The 18,873-nt window shown below is 68.3% G+C and carries 15 protein-coding genes; 7 read left to right on the forward strand and 8 right to left on the reverse strand.

Annotated features, from left to right (window positions below):
• The first annotated feature begins 105 nt into the window (after positions 1–105).
• From ATK74_RS14675 to ATK74_RS14700, 6 genes are all read left to right on the forward strand, one after another.
• A complete protein-coding gene (locus tag ATK74_RS14675; RefSeq protein ID WP_098461745.1) occupies positions 106–2,352 on the forward strand; it encodes a glycoside hydrolase family 3 N-terminal domain-containing protein in 2,247 nt (748 codons plus the stop codon).
• 240 nt (positions 2,353–2,592) lie between these two features.
• Positions 2,593–3,789, forward strand: a complete 1,197-nt coding sequence (locus ATK74_RS14680; RefSeq protein ID WP_098461746.1) for an ROK family transcriptional regulator — start codon at positions 2,593–2,595, stop codon at positions 3,787–3,789.
• A gap of 191 nt (positions 3,790–3,980) precedes the next feature.
• The gene (locus ATK74_RS14685; protein WP_211283393.1) at positions 3,981–5,099 is read left to right on the forward strand and encodes an extracellular solute-binding protein; all 1,119 of its coding nucleotides are present in this window, start codon (positions 3,981–3,983) and stop codon (positions 5,097–5,099) included.
• Between the two features lie 194 nt (positions 5,100–5,293).
• Positions 5,294–6,121 (forward strand): carbohydrate ABC transporter permease, encoded by an 828-nt coding sequence (locus tag ATK74_RS14690; RefSeq protein ID WP_211283394.1) that lies wholly within the window; start codon positions 5,294–5,296, stop codon positions 6,119–6,121.
• On the forward strand, positions 6,114–6,956 hold the full coding sequence (locus ATK74_RS14695) for a carbohydrate ABC transporter permease (RefSeq protein ID WP_098461748.1): 843 nt from the start codon (positions 6,114–6,116) through the stop codon (positions 6,954–6,956). The genes ATK74_RS14690 and ATK74_RS14695 overlap by 8 nt, the downstream gene beginning before the upstream one ends.
• Positions 6,953–8,371 (forward strand): glycoside hydrolase family 5 protein, encoded by a 1,419-nt coding sequence (locus tag ATK74_RS14700; protein ID WP_098461749.1) that lies wholly within the window; start codon positions 6,953–6,955, stop codon positions 8,369–8,371. Before ATK74_RS14695 ends, ATK74_RS14700 begins: the two co-directional genes overlap by 4 nt.
• 40 nt (positions 8,372–8,411) lie before the next feature.
• Here ATK74_RS14700 and ATK74_RS14705 read toward each other — a convergent pair whose 3' ends face one another.
• From ATK74_RS14705 to ATK74_RS14730, 6 genes are all read right to left on the reverse strand, one after another.
• Positions 8,412–10,133: an amylo-alpha-1,6-glucosidase gene (locus ATK74_RS14705; protein ID WP_098461750.1), complete on the reverse strand. Its 1,722-nt coding sequence runs from the start codon at positions 10,131–10,133 to the stop codon at positions 8,412–8,414.
• A gap of 67 nt (positions 10,134–10,200) precedes the next feature.
• Entirely contained in the window at positions 10,201–11,019 is an 819-nt protein-coding gene (locus ATK74_RS14710) for a carbohydrate ABC transporter permease (protein ID WP_098461751.1), read from the reverse strand.
• Positions 11,016–11,990 (reverse strand): carbohydrate ABC transporter permease, encoded by a 975-nt coding sequence (locus ATK74_RS14715; RefSeq protein WP_211283395.1) that lies wholly within the window; start codon positions 11,988–11,990, stop codon positions 11,016–11,018. The genes ATK74_RS14710 and ATK74_RS14715 overlap by 4 nt, the downstream gene beginning before the upstream one ends.
• 128 nt (positions 11,991–12,118) lie before the next feature.
• Positions 12,119–13,408 (reverse strand): sugar ABC transporter substrate-binding protein, encoded by a 1,290-nt coding sequence (locus ATK74_RS14720; RefSeq protein WP_098461753.1) that lies wholly within the window; start codon positions 13,406–13,408, stop codon positions 12,119–12,121.
• Between the two features lie 109 nt (positions 13,409–13,517).
• Positions 13,518–14,537 (reverse strand): LacI family DNA-binding transcriptional regulator, encoded by a 1,020-nt coding sequence (locus ATK74_RS14725; protein ID WP_098461754.1) that lies wholly within the window; start codon positions 14,535–14,537, stop codon positions 13,518–13,520.
• A 156-nt stretch (positions 14,538–14,693) separates the two neighbouring features.
• Positions 14,694–15,530, reverse strand: a complete 837-nt coding sequence (locus tag ATK74_RS14730; protein ID WP_169923879.1) for a YwiC-like family protein — start codon at positions 15,528–15,530, stop codon at positions 14,694–14,696.
• Between the two features lie 611 nt (positions 15,531–16,141).
• Here ATK74_RS14730 and ATK74_RS14735 point away from each other — a divergent pair.
• Complete coding sequence (locus ATK74_RS14735; protein ID WP_169923880.1) at positions 16,142–18,106, forward strand: helix-turn-helix transcriptional regulator; 1,965 nt, start codon at positions 16,142–16,144, stop codon at positions 18,104–18,106.
• Positions 18,107–18,128: 22 nt separating this feature from the next.
• Here ATK74_RS14735 and ATK74_RS14740 read toward each other — a convergent pair whose 3' ends face one another.
• Both ATK74_RS14740 and ATK74_RS14745 read right to left on the reverse strand, forming a co-directional pair.
• Complete coding sequence (locus ATK74_RS14740) at positions 18,129–18,593, reverse strand: hypothetical protein (protein WP_098461757.1); 465 nt, start codon at positions 18,591–18,593, stop codon at positions 18,129–18,131.
• The gene (locus ATK74_RS14745; protein ID WP_098461758.1) at positions 18,590–18,793 is read right to left on the reverse strand and encodes a helix-turn-helix transcriptional regulator; all 204 of its coding nucleotides are present in this window, start codon (positions 18,791–18,793) and stop codon (positions 18,590–18,592) included. Before ATK74_RS14745 ends, ATK74_RS14740 begins: the two co-directional genes overlap by 4 nt.
• Positions 18,794–18,873 lie beyond the last annotated feature (80 nt).

The following is an 18,873-nucleotide window of genomic DNA, read 5'->3' on the forward strand; positions in this document are numbered from 1 at the left end:
ATCGGACGGGCCTTGTGACCGCGTTCCTCCCGTGCTCGGCTGATGAGAGCGGTTGCCGACCGGCGTGATAGCGTCCCGCTTCTACGACGCCGTAAGGGGACTGCGATGGGTGACTTCCGCGATCCGAGCCTGCCGATCGAGGAGCGCATCGACGACCTGCTCGGTCGGCTCACCCTGGCCGAGAAGGTCGGTCAGATGCTGATGCTCGACGCCCGCGAGGATCTCGAGGACGCGATCGTGGCCCGGCATGCCGGGTCGATCCTGCACACCTCTCCCGAGCTGTTGCCGGTGGCTCATCGGATGGCCGCCGAGCAGCGGCTGGCCATCCCGCTGCTGGTCGCCGACGACGGCATCCACGGCCACTCGTTCTGGCCGGGCGCCACCATCTTCGGCACCCAGTTGGCCTTGGCCTGCTCGTGGGACGCGTCCCTGGTCGAGGAGTCCGCGCGGATCACGGCGTCCGAGATGGCCGCCACCGGCATGCACTGGACGTTCTCGCCGGTGCTGTGCATCAGCCGCGACCTGCGTTGGGGACGGGTGAACGAAACCTTCGGCGAGGACCCGTATCTGCTCTCGGTCCTCGGCGAGGCCATGGTCCGCGGCTACCAGGGCGACGGGCTGACCGATCCCGAGGCGGTGCTGGCTTGTGCCAAGCACTTCGCCGGCTACTCCGAAACTCAGGGCGGCCGGGACGCCAGCGAGGCCGACCTGACCCCGCGCAAGCTGCGCTCGTGGTTCCTGCCCCCGTTCGAAGCGGCAGTGCGCGGCGGGGTGGGCACCGTGATGATCGGCTACCAGTCGATGGACGGCGTCCCGATCACTGCGAACCGGTGGCTGCTCAACGACGTCCTCAAGGACGAATGGGGCTTCGACGGGCTGTTGGTCACCGACTGGGACAACGTCGGACGGATGGTCTGGGAGCAGCAGATCTGTGCCGACATCGCCGAGGCCGCCGTGGTGGCCGTCCGGGCCGGCAATGACGTGGTGATGACCACCCCCAGCTTCTTCGAAGGCGCCCAGGAGGCGGTGTCCCGCGGGCTGATCACCGAGGCCGACATCGACGAAGCCGTCCGCCGGGTGCTGCGGACGAAGTTCCGGCTGGGCCTGTTCGAGGACCCTCGTCATCCTGATCTGGCTCGTCAGCGCGCGATCGGCAGCTCTGAGCGGGCCGAGCTGAACCTGCAGATCGCCCGGCGCAGCCTGGTCCTGCTCCGCAACGATGGCACCCTGCCGTTCACCCAGGAGGCGGGTGGCGGGCCGCGGATCGCGGTGATCGGCCCCAACGCGGACGACCCGCAGGCCATGCTCGGCGACTGGGCCGGTAACTCCGGCCAGGTGCCGTGGCTGCCCGACGGCCAGCCGCGGGAGATGATCGACACCGTGCTGGACGGCTTCCGGCAGCTGGTGGGCTCGGATGGCCAGGTCAGCTACGCCCTCGGCGCCGAGATCGGCGAGCTGCATCCCGACCCGGCCGGCGGCACCTTCGCCGATGGACAGCCGCGTCCACCGCTCTTCGTGGCTGCCGAGCCCGATGCTGCGTTGATCGCCGAGGCCGTGGCCGCCGCGCAGGCCTCCGAGTTGGCCGTGGTCGTCCTCGGCGACACGGTGGCCCTGAACGGGGAGACCTGCTCGACGGCCACCCTCGACCTGCAGGGCGGCCAGGTGGCGCTGCTGGACGCCGTGGTGGCCACCGGCACCCCGACCGTGGTGGTGCTGGTTCAGGGCAAGCCGAGCACACTGCCGGCGTCCGCGCTGCAGGCATCCGCGATCATCGAGGCATTCAACCCGGGCATGCGCGGCGGACGGGCGATCGCCGAACTCGTGCTGGGCCTGATCGAGCCCAGCGGACGGCTGCCGATCTCGTTCGCCCGGCACGTGGGCCAGCAGCCCATCTACTACAACCAGATCCGCGGTCAGCACGGCGACCGCTACGCCGACCTCACTCAGGATCCGCTGTTCGCCTTCGGTGAGGGGCTGTCCTACACCGAGCTCGGCTACGCGGAGCTCAAGTTGGAGTCCGAGGCCATCACCGCGGACGGGCTGCTCCGGTTCGGCGTGACCGTGTCGAACACCGGCGCCCGGCCGGCCCTGGAGACCGTCCAGGCCTACGTGAGCGATCTGGTGACCAGCGCCACCTGGGCCGATCAGGAGCTGAAGGCCTTCACTCAGGTCGAAGTGGCGCCCGGCGCCAGCGTCCGGGTGGAGCTGGAGATTCCGGCCGCGGCCTGCACGATCGTCAACGCCCGCGGCGAGCGCGCTGTCGAATCCGGGGACTTCGAACTCCGGGTGGGGCACAGCTCCCGCCGAGCCGACCAGCTCGTCCGTCGGTTCCGGATCGGGGCACCCGCCTAGCAGCCCACCAGGTCGGCCGGCCTCGCAAGCTGTGAGTTATCCGGCGACATCGCCGCCCAACTCACAACTTGGGCAGACGAGGGGTAGGCGGCTACCGTCCCGGTTCGGGAGGCGCACCGCGCGTCCTCGACCCATGCTCTGGCACCGACTCGGCGCGCGTGATGGACGATCTGGTGGCACCCCTTGACGCTTTCCTTACGACGTGAATATAGTTCCCTCACATCGTGAGGAAAGGGTGTCATGGCTGCCACCGTTGAGCATCTCCGGCGTGCGAATCGAGCCCGAGTGCTGGAACAGCTGGTGTACTCCGGCTCGATGAGTCGGACGGTCCTCGGCCGCCGCCTGGAGCTGTCCTCAGGCGGAATCACCAACATCGTGGACGACCTGGTCGCCGACGGTCTCGTGGTGGAAGAGGGGACCAGAGCCACCCGCGGACGCCCCGTGACTCTGCTCAAGCCGAACGCGGATGCGGCGCTGTTCATCGGCGCCGAGGTCGGCGAGCGGGACGTCGCGGTCGAACTCTTCGATCTCTCGATGACCCTGCGTGAGTCCGCCAGCCGGGAGCTGCGCGACGGACGGTCCGACCCCACCTTGGTGGGTGCTCTCCTGCGAGACGCGGTGGACGAGATTGTCGCCCGTCACCCCGGCCGGGTGAGCGGAATCGGCCTGGCTGTGCCGGGCACCGTCGAGACCCCCGGTGACGGCGGCGACCCGATCGTGTACGCGCCGAGCCTGGGTTGGAAGCCGACGCCGGTTTCGGTGCTGCTGGATGCAGAGATCCCGGTCTTCGCCGAGAACGCGACCAGCGTGACGGCCTTGGCCGAGCAGCGACTCAACCGCGACGACAACCGCTCGCACTTCACGGTCGCCCACCTGGGCCGCTGGGTGGGGCTCGGTGCCGTGATGAACGGCGAGCTGGTCCGCGGCAGCAATGGGATGGCGGGTCAATGGGGCCACACCACGGCCGAGCCGACCGGTCCGCTGTGTCGATGCGGCTCTCGCGGTTGCCTGGAGTCCCTGATTGGTGCAGAGGCTCTCCTCGGGCAGTGGCACGCCGCCGGCGGACCCGACCAGACCGGCTCCGGCTGGGATCGGATCACCGCGCTGTGCGAGGCCGCCCGTGACGGCGACCCGATCGCCTCTGGGGTGGTCGCCGATGCGCTGCAGCGCCTGGGGATCTCCCTCGGCAATGTGATCACCCTGCTCAATCCGGAGCGGGTGTTCATCTCCGGCTGGGTCGGGCTGAGGTTGATGCACTACTTCGGGGCGGAGCTCGAGGCGGCAGTGACGTCCCACGCCTTCGGGCCGAGCACCAAGACCCTCCAGATCGTCCCCACCAGCTTCGGCGGCGATACGACGGCCGTCGGAGCGGCTCTGATTCCCCTGGCCCGGTTCATCGAGCAGATCGCCGCCGGGCCGGCAAAGGCAAGTTCCTGACCACAGCAGCAAGAAGACAAGGAGAAGCAATGATGCACTCACGCAGGGCCGCAACTGCTCTTGTAGCGACACTCATTCTGGCCACGACTGCCGCCTGCGCGGCGGCCCCCGCAGCCTCGACCAGCCCGTCGGGAAGCGCCTCCGCGAGCAGCAGCGCAGCTGCATACGGAAAGACGCTCACCGTATGGGTGATGGGCGACTCAGCCACCAAGTTCGAGCAGCTGATCGCGCCGTTCGAGACGCAGACCGGGATCGATGTCACTGTCGAGGCGGTTCCGTGGGACAGCGTCAACGACCGGCTGACCAGTGCGGTCGCCTCCGGCAAGGGCCCGGACGTCACGCAGATCGGCCTTTCCCAGCTGGCCAGCTTCCTCAAGGGCGATGCGTTGGCGGACGTGTCGGCCGACCTGGCCGCCTACCCGAACCTGGCCGAGTCCAACTTCCCGAGCGCCGTCGCGAGCACGGCGCTGAACCCGTCCGGCGGGGTCTACTCGGTCCCCTGGATCGCCGACACCCGGGTGCTCTTCTATCGCTCGGATCTGCTCAGCGCGGCCGGCATTTCCGCCCCTCCGAAGACGTGGGACGAGCTTCGCGCCGATGCCAAGAAGCTCACCGACAAGTCCGCGAAGCGCTACGGCTACTACATCCCGCAGTGGGACGCGCCGCTGCCGGTGACCTACACCTGGCAGGCCGGTGGCGAGATCATGGCCGATGGCAAGATCGACGTCACCAGTAGCGCCTTCACCAAGGCCGCCGACCACTACCTCGGGCTGTACGCCGACGGATCGGTCCCGACCGCGTCGGACTTCGACCAGACGACGGGCTTCATCAGCGGTTCGGTTGCCATGCTGGTCTCCGGCCCTTACCTGGCCAAGGCTGTCGCCGAACAGGCTCCCGATCTGGACGGCAAGTGGAGCGTCACCACCGTCCCCACCGATGCGAGCGGGACGTCGCTGTACGCAGGCTCCAACCTCGGTGTCTGGAAGAACACGACCAACAAGGTCGGCGCGTTGATGCTGCTGAACTTCCTGGCCGATCCGGCGACGCAGGTGGCCTGGTACACCAGCAACGGCGATCTGCCGGCGGCCACCAAGGCCTACCAAGACGCCAAGCTCAGTGCCGACCCGCTGGTCAAGGTGTACGCCGAGCAGCTCAAGGACGCCCGGCTGTTGCCGGTCAGCACCAAGTGGGACGCGGCCAGCAGCGAAATCCTCAACGCGCTGAACAAGATCGCGGTGTCCGGTGCCGATAAGGCCGCAACCTTGAAGGCGCTGGCCGACAAGGTGGCCACCATCAACGCCGGCAGCTGATCCCGCCTCCCCGGTCCGGCTCTCCACCCCCTAGGCGGAGAGCCGGACCCCTACCAGGAACCACGATGCAGATATCACCCGCACCCGGCGGACCAGCCGCCAGCACGGCGAGGCCGCGAGGTCTGGGCCGTGCCGGAAGCCGACACCGCCCGACAAGTCGCTGGGCAGGGTGGGGGTTCGCGCTGCCGGCGCTGGTGTTGGTCGCGATTTTCGGGCTGATGCCGATCCTGGTGGCCGCTGGCGTGAGTTTCACCGACCTAGACATCGGTGGGCTGGCTCATCCGGAGACGGTCCGCGTGGTGGGTGCCGCCAACTACGTCCAACTCGCCGGAGATCCGGAGTTCTGGTCCGCCTTCGCCCTGACGGCAGGCTACGTCGTGGTGGGGGTGCCGCTGATCACGGTGCTGGCCCTGGCGGTGGCCACCGGCCTGAACCGCAGCGACGGACGGTTCTACCGGCTGTTGCGGACGCTCTACTTCCTGCCGGCGGTCACCGCCCTGGTGGCCATCTCCGTCATCTGGAAGTACATGTTCAATGGCCAGTTCGGCCTGTTCAACTGGCTGCTCGACCTCGTCGGCCTGCCCGCGGTGAACTGGCTCTCCGATCCTGGTTCGGCGCAGATCGCTGTGGGGCTGGTCGCCGTGTGGCGCGCCATCGGGCTGAACTCGATCATCTTGCTGGCCGCGCTGCAAGGCGTCCCCGCCGAGCAGCTCGAGGCGGCCGCGCTGGACGGTGCCGGTCCGGTGCGACGCTACCTCCACGTGGTTCTGCCCCAAATCCGGTTCGCGCTCGGCTTCGTGGTGATGACGACGCTGATCGGCTGGTTGCAGTTCTTCGACGAGCCGTTCGTCCTGACCGACGGTGGGCCTGTGGGGGCGACGACTTCACTGTCACTGTTCCTGTTCAAGCGCGGGTTCCGGCTCAACGAGTTCGGCTACGCCAGCGCCGGATCGATCGTCTTGTTGGTCACGATCGCTGCTGTGACGCTGATCCAACTCCGGCTGAGGAGGGCTCATGACTAGGACCCAGAGTCGTCGGCGCGCTCGCGAGCGGGTGGCGACGGTGCTGATCGCGGTTCCGCTGACCCTCGGGGCGCTGGCCTGTGCCCTTCCATTTGTGTGGATGGTGGCCAACTCGGTGAAGACCCGCTCCGAGGCGGTCAGCTATCCGCCGCACCTGCTGCCGTCCCGATGGACGTTTGCGGCCTACGCCAAGCTGTTCACCGAACTCGACTTCTCCCGCTACACGCTCAACACCGTCGCCCTGGTCGCCATCGGGCTGGTCGGCCTGCTGCTGACCGCAATGGCCGGATACGGCTTCGCCAAGTTCCCCGGACGGGCGCTCGGCTGGGGCTTCTTCGCCGTGCTCCTGACGATGATGATTCCGGCCCAAGTCACCATGATCCCGACCTATCTGGTGGTCAATGCGGCCGGACTCACCAACAACCTGGTGGGCATCGCCCTGCCGACCCTGGTCAGCGCGTTCGGCGTGTTCTTGTTCCGTCAGTTCATGATCACAATCCCGGACTCGCTTCTCGAGGCGGCCCGCATCGACGGAGCGTCGGAGCTGAGGATCTTCTTCGCCATCGCGCTCCCGGTCTCCCGTCCGATCCTCATCGTGCAGGGGCTGCTGACCGTGATTGCCTCCTGGAACAGCTTCTTGTGGCCGCTGATCCTGTCGTCCAGCCAACGCACCTATACGCTCTCGGTCGGACTGTCGCTGCTCAACAAGCAGATCACGACCGATCCGACGGTGCAGATGGCCGGCGCTGCGTTGATGACGCTGCCGATCATCGTGCTGTTCTTCCTTGCCCAGCGGCACATTGTGGCCGGCTTCACGATGTCGGGGATCAAATGACCGGTTACCTCAGATCCGCTGGCGGAGCACTCGTCGACGACGATGGCCCGCGTCGGCTGCGTGGCATCGGTCTGGGAAACTGGCTGGTCCCCGAGGGCTACATGTGGGGACTGCCGGCCACGTCCACCTCGCCTCGCCAGATCGAAGGTCTCGTCGCCGCGGTGCTCGGCAGCGACCGCGCCGCGCAGTTCTGGGATCGCTGGCGCCGCGAGTATGTCAGCGAGCTCGACCTGGCCGAGATCGCTCGGGCCGGCTTCGACCACGTCCGGCTTCCGCTCAGTTGGCGGCTCCTGTGCACCGTCGACGGCACCCTGATCGAGGACGGCTTCGTCCACCTGGATCGCTTCCTCGACTCCTGTGCGCTGCACGGGCTCGGGGTGGTCCTCGATCTGCATGCGGCACCCGGCGGGCAGACCGGGACCAACATCGACGACTCCGCCGGGCTCCCCGAACTGTTCTTCGATCCGCACTGGAGGCGGCTCACTGTGCGACTGTGGCGGGCGATCGCCGAGCGGTACGCACAGTCGACGACCGTCCTGGCCTACGACCTGCTCAACGAGCCGCTGCCCTACCACTGGGCTGACGACTTCGGTGATGAGCTGATGAGCCTCTACCAGGACCTGACGGCGGCCGTGCGTGAGGTCGATCCCAACCATCTGCTGATGTATGAGGGGACGCGCTGGGCGACCGACTTCTCGGGGTTCACCGGTCGTCTGGACGACAACTCGGCGCTGCAGTTCCACAAGTACTGGTCGCGTCCGGATCAGGCCAGCCTCGGCCACTTCCTGGAGGTGGCCGGGCGCCTGGATCTCCCGCTCTACATGGGGGAGGGCGGTGAGAACACGCTGGACTGGAATGCGGCAGCGGTCGCGCTCTACGAGCGCCTGGGCATCTCGTGGTGCACCTGGCCGTACAAGACCATCGGTCGGTCCACCTCACTGTGCGCGATCCTGCCGCCGACGGGCTGGACGGCCTTCACCGGCTTCGAGTCCGGCCGCAGCTCAGCTGCCGACCGAGCTCGGGCGGCGCAGGCGCTGGCCGAGCTGGAGGACCGGTTGCTGACCCGTCCGGAGCAGCTCAACCGTGCGCTGTTCGGCACGCTGATGCGGAAGCCGCCGCTGCGGTTGCCTGCTCCGGCCTTCGCCCAGGCCTCGCCCGGGGTGGAGGTGCGCTGGCCCGAAGACTTCGACTTCTCGGGCGGGCAGGACCCCGACACCGCGCTCGCTGCAGTGGTCGAGCTGCCGGCCGGAGGTCTGGTCGAGTACGCCCTCAGCGCACCTGCCGGTGACGTCACCGCGGTCGTCGCCGATGGCGAGGTACGCATCGAGGTCGTCGAGCGTGCGACCGACGACTACCGCGTGCGAGTCAGCGCCGACCGTCCGGCCTCGTTGCAGGCCGTGGTGATCACCGCCTGACCCGCTTCGCTCAACGCGGTCGGTTCGGCCGACGGGCAGCTCAGGCGCTACGGCGGACGAAGTCGGCCGCGAACATCAGGTAGACCGCGGCGGTCCAGGTGTAGGCGCGGTCGCGCAGTCCGTCCCCGGTGACCGCGTCGAAGTTCTCGGCGAAGCCGGACTGCTCGCACAGCGCCCGGAACCGGGCATTGACGATGTCGGCCACCTCGGTGAACCCGGACGCCCGCAGGCCGTCCTCGATCAGGGCCGTGGACGGTGCCCAGATCGGGCCGCGCCAGTAGCCGTCCGACTCGTAGTGCGGCGAGCTGACTGGCTCGGTGGCCGGACCGTGGTCGGTCAGATGGTCGAGCAGATGCGCGACCATCGAAGAGCGCACCTCCTCGGGCAGCCGCTCGCCAAGCACCAGCGGCAGCAGGTTCAGCAGGCTGGACGAGGTCGACCGCTGCCCGGAACGGGCCCCGACGGCCACGAACTCCTCCCCGGTCCACAGCTGCTCCAGCAGCGCCTGCAGCAGTTCGTCGCGGGCGTGCGTCCACTGGGTGGCCGGACGGCCCAGCTCGGCCGACAAATCGGCCAGCACTTCCAGCTGCAGGGCCAGGAACCCGGCCAGGTCGGGCGACTCGATCAGCCGGTCCTTGTCGAAGGTTGTCGAGTTGTCCCAGCCGGAGTCATTGCCGTGCTGGTAGTAGGGCAGCACGTGCCCGGGACGGCGCCGGTAGTCCAGCCAGAACCGGGTCCAGGCGGTCAGGCGGTCGTGGATCTCCTCCAGCTCCGCCCGGGTCAGCGGACGCGCGGCCGTGGCCCGCAGCCGGCGCAACGCCCAGCCGTGGATCGGCGGCTTCACGTAGTTGCGCAGTACCTCCGAGTGGGTGATCGAGTCCGGCAGCGCGCCGGAGGCGTCCTGATGGTCGAACGGGGCCAGGAACTGGTCGACGGCCAACTCGGTCAGGCCGGGGGCAAGGGCGAGCGCGTTGAAGCAGTGGTCCCAGCTCCACAGCTTGTCCATCCAGTGCTTCGACATCAGCACCGACTCCCGCTTCATGAAGCCTTCCGGAGCTACCGTGGCCGACCACAGCACGTACCCGGCCAGTTCGGCGGCCGGGGTGCGGTCGTCGCGCCAGGGCGCAATGGCGTCCACGAACGCCGTGAACGCGGACGTCTGGGCCGCGGCCACCTCGTCGAAGCTGCGCCCGGAGGAGATCGGCACCGCCGCGGTGCCGATCTCCTCCACGGTCGCCTCCCACGGCATGCCGTCCCCGCCGAGCACGACCGTCCGGGAGGCCACCCCGAGCGCCTCGGCGCCCTGGATGTCGATGGCACCGAGCCGGCTGGTCACCCGGTAGCGGCGTCCGGTCTCATACGAGGTGAAGGTGGGCGTATCGTCCAGCGCATCGGCGAACAGGTAGGTGCCGGTGAACGGGGTCAGCCCATCCGCGGCATCGCTGAGCTGCAGCCCGAGCCCGACCCCGCGCAGCAGCAGTGCGTCCGGGCCGTCGAAGGTCGCCTCGACGACTCCCTGCCCGGCCCGCCAGCCCAGGACCGACGGACTCGCCGTCCAGGTCGCCGCACAGACCTGCGCGTCCCGGATCGGCTCCAGCCGCAGCACGGCATGCATCCCGTTGCGGTGCGAGACCAGGTGCACGGCGTCGGTGCGGGTGTGGAGCGCGGTCACCGGGGAGAGGTTCAGCCATGAGCCGCGCGTGCTGAACGGGATCTCGCGAAGATCGAAGGTGAGGTTGGCGGGCTCGCCAAGTACGGACATGTGATTCCTAAGGACGAAGGCGGGTGGCGGGAAGCCGAACTGCGGGCGGGGGTGGACGAGAGGCTGGCTAGTCTTTGACGGCTCCGGCGGTGATGCCGGCGGCCACATAGCGCTGGGCGACGATCAGCAGGATCGCGGTGGGAATCGAGGCGACCACCGCCGCGGCCATCAGCGGTCCCCATTCCTGGTTCTGAGAGCCGATGAAGTCATATAGGCCCATCGTGATCGGGCGCAGGTTGCCGCCCTCACGGTTCAGGGTCGAGGCGAACAGGAAGTCCGACCAGGCCCACAAGAAGGCGAACAGCCCGACGGTGACCGCCGAGTTCCGGGAGACCGGTAGCACCACCGACCAGAACGTCCGCCAGTAGGAGGCGCCGTCGATCTCGGCGGCTTCGAGCAGCTCTTTGGGGATGCTGGCCATGAAGGCCGAGAACAGCATCACCCCGAACGGCACAGCGATCGTCGAGTCGGCCAGGATCAGCCCGTACACCGAGTTCAGCACGCCGAGGTTGGAGTAGATGGTGTAGAAGCCCAAAGCCATCACCACGGCCGGGATCATCTGCGCCACGATCAGCATGAAGTTGATCACCCGATGACCGGGGACGTGCAGCTTGGACAGCGCGTACGCGGCCGGCGCCGAGATCACCAAGGTGACCGCGACCGTGCCCAGCCCGATCAGGACGGACGTGCCCAGATACGGCAGTTGGCTCGACAGCACCACCTGGTAGTTCTCCACGGTGAAGGCCCGCGGGAACAGGTCGGCATTGCGGATGGCGCTGCGCTCGGTGAAGGAGACGTTGATCATCCAGTAGAGCGGGAAGAGCATGGCCGCGGTGAGCACCAGGCCGATCGCGGTCTTCCACCAGGCGCGATGGACGGTGTTCATCGCTCCTCCTGGCGGCGTTGGACGAAGAGATAGACGAAGCCCATGATCAGGGCCACCACCAGCAGGACGGTGCCGACCACGGCGGCCTGGGAGTACCGGATCACCGAGGACGAGCCCTTGCCGAAGGCCATGGCATAGGCCCAGGTGGCCAGAGTCTGGGAGCTGCCGGTGCCCATGCTCATGATCCAGATGATGTCGACGACTTTCAGCGTGTAGACGAAGCCCAGCAGTAAGGTGATCGCGGTGACCGGCTTGAGTAGCGGGAAGGTGATCGACCAGAACTGGCGCCAGGCGCTGGCCCCGTCGATCGCGGCGGCTTCGTAGAGATCGGCGGAGATGTTCTGCAGGCCGGAGTACAAGATCACCAGGTTGAACGGGATGCCCAGCCAGATGTTGGCGATCACCACGGCCCACAGCGAGTGGTCGTTGTTCAGCCACCAGATCGGGTCCATTCCGAAGACTCCGAGGAAGCGGTTGATGATGCCGTTCTCGGCGTCCATCATCCATTGCCAGGTGGTGGCCGACACGATGATGGGCAGCAGCCAGGGCACCAGGAAGAGGGCTCGCAGCACCTCCGACAGCGGGAAGTGGCGCCGGAAGAAGACGGCCAGCCCGAGCCCGATCGTGTACTGGAAGACCAGCGAGACGATCACGAAGATCGCCGTCTGGATCACCGTCGGCACGAACAGTGGCGAGTTGGTGACCTCTGTGTAGATGGTGGTGCCGACGAAGGGTGCCGCCCCGGTGACGAAGGTGGCCCGGGTGAACCGATGCAGGCTCATCGAGACGTTCTCGTACAGCGGGTAGACGTAGAACACGCAGAAGTAGATGGCCATCGGCGCGATGAAGGCCAGCCCGGCCCAGGTGGTCGGACGGATCCGCCGCCTCCGAGGGGCATCGCCCGGTGGCTGGCCGCGTCGCCTGGCCGCAACCTTCGGCAGCGGCCGAGCAGCTGAGGACGGTGTGCTCAACGTGAAGAACCAATCGTCGTGAGTCGATGGGGACGTCCGCCACAACCGCGCCGTGTGGGCCACGATACGAGGCGGTGGGGGAGGCGGCCGACCGCAAACCGGGCAGTCGGCCGCCTCCCTGGCGGGGATCAGCCCTTGGCGTCCACCGCGGCCTGCGCGAAGGCCTTCTTGATCGCGGCGGCATCACCGGACGCGTTCAGAGAAGCCTGCAGAGCCGTGGAGATGGCAGCAGAGGTCTGGGTGTACGCGGGACCGAGGTCGGTGGTCCGGCCCTGGGCACTTTCGATGGCGGCAGCCCACGGCTTCCACATCGGATCGGAGGCGATCTGGGCCTGACGCAGGTCCTTCTTTGCCGCGAAGTAGCCGAGCTGATCGGCGGTCTTCACCTGGTTGTCCTTGCTGACCAGGCAGTCGATGATCTGCTTGGCTGCGGCGTAGTGCGCAGCTGCATTGGCCTTGTGGATCGGGGCCAGGACGAACTCGCCACCGGTCGGGACGCCGGCAGCGCCGCCGGCCTTGCTCGGGATCGGGATCATGACGGCCTTGAACTTCTGCTGGGTGGCGGCCTTGGCGAACCAGGAGCCGTTCTCGGCGAAGGCGTACTTGCCGGTCAGGAAGAGGTCCCAGGACGCCGACTGGTTGTCGGTGATCGCGGACTTCGGGGCGTAGCCCTTGGCGATCCAGTTGGAGACCAGCTCGCCGGCCGCGACGGCCTCGGCCGAACCCGGATCCTTGAAGTTGGCGCCTGCGCCCCAGAACCAGGGCTCGAACTGGAAGACGCCTTCTTCACCGGCGATGCCGGCGAAGGTGATGCCCTTGGAACCGGCGGCCGTGACCTTGGCCAGAGCAGCGTTCAGGCCGTCCCAGCTGGTGATGGACGCCGGATCGACGCCGGCCTTCTTCAGGATGTCGGCGTTGTAGTACAGGCCGAGGGTGTTGGCGCCGATCGGGACGCCGTAGGTGACGCCGTCCACCGTGCCGGGGCCGGCCAGGTTCGCATCGAAGCCGGCGGTGTCCATGCCGACATCGGTGGCCGGGGCCAGCAGGCCCGCGCTGGCGGCGTCCGGGACGGCCGGGTTGTCGAGCATCACGACGTCGGGAGCGTTGTCCTCCTTGACCGCGGTGGTCAGGCTGTTCAGCAGGTCGGAGGTGGCGCTGGAGGTCCGCTTCACGGTGGTCCCGGCCGGGGCACAGGACTGGACGTACTTGGCCCAGTCGGAGTTGGCGTCGTGCTGCGGGTAGGGATCCCAGACGGCGATGTCGGTCAGGGCTGCGGCCGCGCTGGAGGCGGGCGCGCTGGCGCTGCCGGGGGCACTGGAGCTCGACGCGGGGGCGCCGCTGCAGGCGGCGAGCGCCGTGACCAGAGTCACGGAAGCGGCGACTCCGGCGAAGCGGAGGACGCGATTTGTGGTGAACACTTGTAGGTTCCTCTCTGAATCTTGTTGTGTTTCCTGGGTCTATCTCGATAATTCGAACCGGTTCGACGGTAACGCTGCGACCGTCTCCCGAGCTCAGTTGAGTGAATGGTTAGGACGGGAGCAGGTAACGGGTGCTGCCGCGATCGGTGATCGCGGGAGCAATCAACTGCACTTGTGGTGGCACGGCCTCTCGGCCTTTCTGGATGCGTTCGACGAGCCGGGTCACTGCTGTGTGGCCCAGTTCGTAGGCTGCGGATTCGACGGCGGTGAAGGGCAGCGAGAACTCTTCGCCGAAGTCGCGGGAGTACAGCGACACGACGCTCAGGTCGTCGGGGACCCGAATGCCGCGTTCGTGGAGGATCGTCGGCAATGCCGCGATCGTGGCGTCGTTATGGACCATCAGGGCCGTGGCCTCTGGCCAGATATCGAGGATCTGGTTCATCGACCGACGGACCGCAGAGCCCTGGGCCTCGCCGTAGTGAGCGTGGATCCGGATGTCGTAGCGGGCGGCCCGTTCGATGGCCGCGTCCCGGAACCGCCACACATAGGAGCCGCCGCGTTCGACGACGTGGTGCGGCGGGGTGACCAGGACGATCTCGCGGTGGCCCCGCTCGTGCAGGTGGTCGACCAGGATCCGGGCGGCCTCGGTGAAGTCGAGGTCGATGGCGTCCACCTCGCGGGTGTCCCGCGGCAACCCGATCAGCACGCCGGGCTGGTGCACTTCGCGCAGCGAGGGGACTCGCGGGTCATCGGCGGTGACGTCGAGCAGGACGAAGCCGTCCACCATGTTGGAGTCGCCGATCCGATGAATGGTGCGGGGGCCGTCGGCGTCGGTGACCATCAAGATGTCGTAGCCGTGCGCCCGGGCGGTCTCCGAGACCGGCAGGACGTACTGCAGCATGGCCGGCGCGAACTCGTCGGCGTGGAACTGCAGCAGCAGGCCGAGCACCATGGTTTGCGAGGTGGCCAGCGCCCGGGCACCGGCATTCGGGGTGAAGCCGAGTTCCTCGATGGCCTCCTGGATCCGGCGCTGAGTGGCCACCGAGATGGCCCGCTTCCCGGACAGGACGTAGGAGACCGTGCTGCGGGACACGCCGGCGCGTCGAGCGACATCACCGATGGTCACCATGGCACACCCCCTTTGGTCTGCGTCGAACCGGTTCGACAGGAGTTAACGCCACCAGGTCTCGCGCTGTCAAGAGGTCTGCGTCACAACGTCGGTCACCACGGGGCCGCGGCCACCGGTGACTGGGTGGCGCGGGGCATCGCAACCGACGGCGCGGGCTCAGGCGGCCAGCAGGGCGACGACGAGCAGCAGCAGGCTGAGTCCGAGTTCGATCAGTCCGATAGTCAGCGTCGGCAGTCGGCGGGCCTGGTTGAGGACCAGCAGCACCGTGGCCCTGGCCAGGGCGAGGGCGAAGAGCAGCGGCCACGCCCAGCCGGAGACCCCGACCACCATCCCGGCGACCACTAGGGCGATCAGGTGCCAGAACAGCGAGGCGATTGCCCAGCGGCGACGGCCGCGTCCGCGAATCAGCGATTTCACGTGCAGGACGGTGCCGCCGAAGTAGCCAAACATGGCCGCGGTCAGGCCGGCCACCAATGGCGTCAAGGGTGAGCCGCCCAGGGTCAGCGGGGACGGCGCCGCGACCACCGGCAGCATCAGGCAGGCGGCAGCCACTGTGGCCAGACCGGCTGCCAGTGACCGCTCGCGATGCTTGGCGGTGGTGACCAGGGCCACCAGCACCAGCGGGACGAAGCCGGCCAGCCAGTAGAGCACCGTCCATCCGGCCAGGGCGATCGTGGTCACCCCAAGCAGTGCGGTCGCCGCACCGTAGGTGAGTAGCGCCGGCTGCCAACGGGCTCGGCGAGCCGGACGCGCCTTCAGCCAGCCGCTGGCTGCGCTGAACGCGAAGTAGCCGACCAGCCAGGTGCTGATCAGAGTCGCTGTGGCCCAGCCCAGAGTGCCGAGATCCAGGGCCAGTCGTATCCCCGCGAGCGGGGGAACAGCCAGCATCGCCCAGGCGCCATGTTGGCGGGGCAGCCAGCCCAGGCTGGTTCGGCCCGAGCCGGACGAAGCACCCTGTGCGGCCCCAATGGCGGTGGGGGTCGAGATGGTCAAACGATTCCTGACGTCTACGGACTCGGAGCCTGCCCCGACGCCGATCGGGGGTGGCCGTGCCTGGCGTGGCGGGCTCCGCTGAGGCGTCCAGGATACCCGGGGACCCGTCACCACACCGCATCGCCGTTGTCGGGCCACCGTGGGCAGCGGCGTCCGGCGGCCTCTCTGAGGGCTGCCCGAGTGGCCCTCAGGAGCGCCCAGCGGCGACCCGGGTGATGGTCGCGAGGTGACCGTTATCCCCTGGAGGGTATCCGGGGTGAAAGGCATGGTGCGCTGGCCGAATGCGGTTCCCGGTCAGGCCTGCGCGGGCAGAATCGTTGTAGCGCTTCGTCTCCCCGATGCGGCGCAGTTCGGAGTAGCCGCCCCCGACGACCTCCCCCCGACGGGCCGTCGATGATTACCCCGCAGAATGCGGCGGCTCCGGGCGAGATGGCCAGCGGCCGCCACGGCTGGCAGGTCCATCGCCGGGACCAGACCCCCCTGGTCCCGGCAAACCTCCCACAACTCCCCGACGAGGTCGAGTTCTCCGTGAGGGCCGCTTCCGCGCAGGATCCAGACGCTCGCCGCTGCATTGGACTGCACGTCGTCACACAGCGATGGATACTGGCGTCATGCCGGGGATCGATGATGACGGCCGGGACCTTCCGCGGGACGCCCCACAGTGGCTGCCGCTGATCGTCTTCTGGCCGGCCTTCGACCAGGCTGCCTATCAGTCGATCGTCGCCTGCTTCGGCGAAGAGGCCGGGTCCAGCTGGTCCGACTTCCGCACCTGGGCGATCGAGTCCGGAGTTGCTGAGGCGGTGCCGGACGTAGCCTCGTCCGCGATCCAGGTGCGCCAGGAGTGGGTGCCGACGCTGGAGGTGGCCGTCCACCTTCTGCTGGACGAACCCGAGCTGCGGATGAAGGTGCTGGCCGGCTGCCAGCCGACCACCAACTGGCGGCTGGCGCTCACCTTCGCCACCTGGGCCCGGCACTCCCATCGCTGGGAACTTCTGCAGCAGATCTGGTGGCGTTACGTCGAGAACGCCGCGGACGTCCCGGGCGAGATGCTGCCGATCTTCGCTGATCTGCCGGCCGAGGCCCGCCGAGCCTATCCGGTGCTGACCTGGATCTCAGCGGCCGCTGAGGCCGAGACTGTCCGTCCGACCTCGCGGCGCACCGAGGCCTTCCTCGATCGGCTGATCCTCGACTCGGTACTGCTGCACGCTGACTGGGCCAGCCGGGAGAGCCCGGACGCCGCCGTGATGGCCGGCATTCTGCGGATGGTCGGCGAGCGGTACTTACCGCCCTCGGGCAAGCCACTGGATGCGGCCTGGCGGACCAAGCTGCATCTGGACGAGTTCATCGACGAGCGGTCGCGTAGCGGGCGGCCACCCAGTCAGCCGGTGATCTCGTTCTTCCGGCTGATGTCGGGCCGAATGTCGATCATGCGTGCCGATCTGCGCAATGCACTGGCCGAGGCGCATTGGGGCGGTGTGTTGTCCGCCGAGGGGGTCGATGGCGGTCTGGCCCCGGCGATCGAGGCGCTGGCGAACAGCCTGGCCGGTCTGGTCCGGCCGCCCGCTGAGCTGAGTCGGGTCGTACTGCGTCCCACCGACAACCTTCGCTTTGGCAGCGTGGCGCAGGTCGCCGAGGTGATGGATGCGCTGGCGTACGGCCGGGAGTGCCTGCAGCTGCTCGACCGCGACGGTGTCGAGCGGGCGCTGGCCGCGGTGCCGGCGGACGTGGCCGCTGTGGCTGGAGTCTGGGCCGCACGGGTGGGGCTGGAGACCATGAGTGCCGCCATCTGGGGTGACCCAGCGCACGGCCTCAACCGCCTCTTGTCCGCGCTGGCCGCGCAGCCGATCGGCGCGCGCGAGCAGGACGAGCCGATGGGCGGTCTGATGCTGGGTCGGGCCCGGGCCCACCTGCTGTGTCGGGTCGGCGCCTTCGGCGCGGCCACCAAGTCCGCCGAGTCCATTCACGAGGGCCTGCGGACGTTGCCGCTGGCCAGAACCCTGCTCTGGGCCGGACGGCTCGGCCCGGCCGTCCGGGCCATGGAGCTGACGCTCCCGGACCCCGATCTGCTGCTCTCGGACCGGCTTCAGTTGCTGGTGATCCGCGGGGCGGCGACGTCCCTGGACGGCAGCATCACCGACGACATCGCCCGGGACACCGTCGACGCCTTGCAGCAGTTGCTGGTCGGCCACAGTTACTTGGCCATCGCCATGCTGCCGCCCGAGGCTCGGCAGGCCGCCCTCGAGTTGGGCCGTGAGCTGGCCACCGCCCCGGAGACCGCCGAACCCTTCGCGCAGCTGCGGGAGCGGCTGGCCGGGATCGCCGGGGCCGAGGGGCCGTCCGGGATGGTGCAGCTCACCGAACGTGAGGCGGTGCTGCTTCCACTGCTGGCCGGCGGCGAGTCGGTGCCCAATCTGGCCAAGGAACTGCACGTCTCGGTCAACACCCTGCGCAAGCAGGTGGCGGTGCTGCGGGAGAAGTTCCAGGCCTCAACCCGCTCGGAGCTGGTCCGCAAGGCCGGCTCCTTCGGTGCGCTGCCGAGCGAGGACTTCGGTCAGGGCCTCCGCGACTCGAGCTGAGTACCCTCACCGAAGGACGAGCTCACATCACTCGCTGGGAGTGGATCACGCTGGCCAGGTAGACCCCGAGCGGAATCACGAAGGTGGCCGCCAGGGCCCACCAGAGACCGTCCTCCGACAAGGTGGGCAGCTGTCCGTTCGAGGCGAACGAGACCCAGATCAACAACACGTAGGTCAGGGCGGCCGAGACGAAGAAGGCGCGGCTCCCGGCCAGTCTGCGGATCGCCACGTTGCGCTCGTCCAGCTCCTCGACGCCGAGTCGGCGGGCTGCATCGCCGGACGGACGAGGGAGCCCGCCGCGCAGCAATGAGGCGACCCCGAGGCCGACCAGGACGATCCCTAGGCCGGTCACCAGCCGCGGGTCGAAGGGCAGGCTCGGCCGCAGCGCTTGCAGGGTGGCGCCGACGGCGCAGCTGACCACGCCACAGGCGCCGAGTGCCCAGCCGGTTCGGCGGCGACGGCTCAGTAGGGCTTCATGGGTGCTCACTCGGACTCCTCCTCGTACAGAAAAAGCTTCTCGATCTCGGTCTCGAAGGTTCGTGCCAGCCGGAAGGCCAAGATGATCGATGGGTTGTACCGACCCTGCTCCAGCGAAATCACGGTCTGCCGCGAAACGCCGACCAGGTCGGCGAGCTGCTGTTGCGTCCACCCCTTCGCGGTGCGCAACTCGGCGAGCTGGTTCTTCATCGGACCCCATCTGGTAAAGCGTCCTTTACATCGAAAGTAGTGCGGCGGTGCGGGGATGTGAAGTGTGCTTTACAGGAGTG

The organism is Propionicimonas paludicola (genome assembly GCF_002563675.1).
Classification (GTDB): domain Bacteria; phylum Actinomycetota; class Actinomycetes; order Propionibacteriales; family Propionibacteriaceae; genus Propionicimonas; species Propionicimonas paludicola.